This is a genomic window from Dietzia sp. DQ12-76, assembly GCF_014145045.1.
Taxonomy (GTDB): domain Bacteria; phylum Actinomycetota; class Actinomycetes; order Mycobacteriales; family Mycobacteriaceae; genus Dietzia.
Genome location: NZ_JAALDV010000527.1, coordinates 1 through 1928 on the forward strand (window position 1 = coordinate 1; position 1928 = coordinate 1928).

1 protein-coding gene is annotated in these 1928 nt (G+C 71.1%); it reads left to right on the forward strand.

Annotated features, from left to right (window positions below; translation table 11 throughout):
* The coding region (locus tag G6019_RS16125; protein WP_182628032.1) for an error-prone DNA polymerase at positions 1-1928 on the forward strand (1928 nt) is incomplete at both ends.

Here is a 1928-nt window from a genome sequence, read left to right on the forward strand (position 1 = left end):
CTCGGAGCCCGCGACGCCCTGGAGACCCATGCCGCGCACCTGCCCCCGGCCGGAGGGGCGTACCTGCGCTCGGGGGAGGAGATGGCCGAGTTGTTCGACCGCTGGCCGGGCGCCGTCTCCGGGGCGGCGGACCTGGGTCGCGAGTGTGCATTCGACCTCCGGCTCATCGCCCCCGAACTGCCTCCGTTCGACGTTCCCGAGGGGCACACGGAGGACAGCCGGCTCGCCGAGCTCACCTACGCGGGGGCCGCCCGGCGCTACGGGGCCCCCGGCGCGGCTCCGGAGGCCTACGCGCAGATCCACCGCGAGCTGGGGGTGATCGCCGAGCTGGGGTTCCCCGGCTACTTCCTCGTGGTCCACGACATCGTCGAGTTCTGTCGCAGGGAGGGCATCCTCTGTCAGGGCAGGGGATCGGCCGCCAACTCGGCCGTCTGCTACTCCCTCGGCATCACCAACGTGGACCCGGTGGGGGCGCACCTGCTCTTCGAGCGCTTCCTGTCCCCGGAGCGGGACGGTCCACCGGACATCGACGTGGACATCGAGTCCGGCCGCCGGGAGGAGGCCATCCAGTACGTCTACTCCCGCTACGGGCGGGATCACGCCGCGCAGGTGGCCAACGTCATCACCTACCGGGGGCGGTCGGCCGTGCGGGACGTGGCCCGGGCGCTCGGGTACTCCGTCGGCCAGCAGGACGCGTGGTCCAAGAGCGTCGACCGGTGGTCGGGTCTGAAGAACCACGAGCGGGAGGCCACCGAGCACACGGTGCCCGCCGACGTGCTGGCGCTGGCCCGCAGACTCGTCGGGCTCCCCCGGCATCTCGGCATCCACTCCGGCGGCATGGTGATCTGCGACCGGCCTGTGGCCGATGTGGTGCCCGTCGAATGGGCGCGCATGCCCGGACGGACCGTCCTGCAGTGGGACAAGGACGACTGCGCCGCGGTCGGCCTGGTCAAGTTCGACATGCTGGGGCTGGGGATGCTCACGGCGCTCCACCACGCCATCGACCTCGCGGCCGAGCACAAGGACCTCGAGGTGGACCTGGCCCGGCTGGACCTCTCCGATCCCGAGGTCTACGAGATGCTGTGCCGCGGCGATTCCGTGGGGGTGTTCCAGGTGGAGTCGCGGGCGCAGATGGCGACCCTGCCCAGACTCCGGCCGCGGACGTTCTACGACCTCGTGGTGGAGGTGGCGCTCATCCGCCCCGGCCCCATCCAGGGCGGCTCCGTGCACCCCTACATCCGTAGACGCAACGGCAAGGAGAAGGTGGTGTTCGACCACCCCGCACTCGAGGCCGCCCTGGGTAGGACGCTGGGGATCCCCTTGTTCCAGGAGCAACTCATGCAGATCGCCACCGAGATAGCCGGGTTCACCGCGGCGGAGGCGGACCAGCTCCGCCGGGCGATGGGGGCCAAACGTTCACCCGAGCGGATGGCACGGTTGCGGGAGAGGTTCTTCGCGGGAATGCGTGATCTCCACGGCATCGGCACCAGCCCACCCGGGACCCCGGTCACCGGGCCCGAGGTGGGGGAGCGGATCTGGGAGAAGATGTGCGCGTTCGCCAACTACGGCTTCCCGGAGAGCCACTCCCAGTCCTTCGCGGCGATCGTCTACTACTCGGCGTGGTTCAAGTGCCACCACCCGGCAGTCTTCTGCGCGGCGCTGCTGCGTAGTCAACCGATGGGGTTCTACTCGCCGCAGTCCCTCGTGGCCGACGCCCGCAGGCACGGCGTCACCGTGCACCGGCCCTGCGTCAACCGCTCGATCGGCGGAGCCACCTGCGAGAACGAGGGGACCGAGGTGCGCCTCGGCCTGGAGTCCGTCCGGGCGATCGGCACCGACCTCGCCGCGGCGATCGCCGACGAGCGCGACACCCACGGGCCGTATGCCTCGGCTGCCGACCTCGCCGGCCGCACCGGACTGACCGTCCG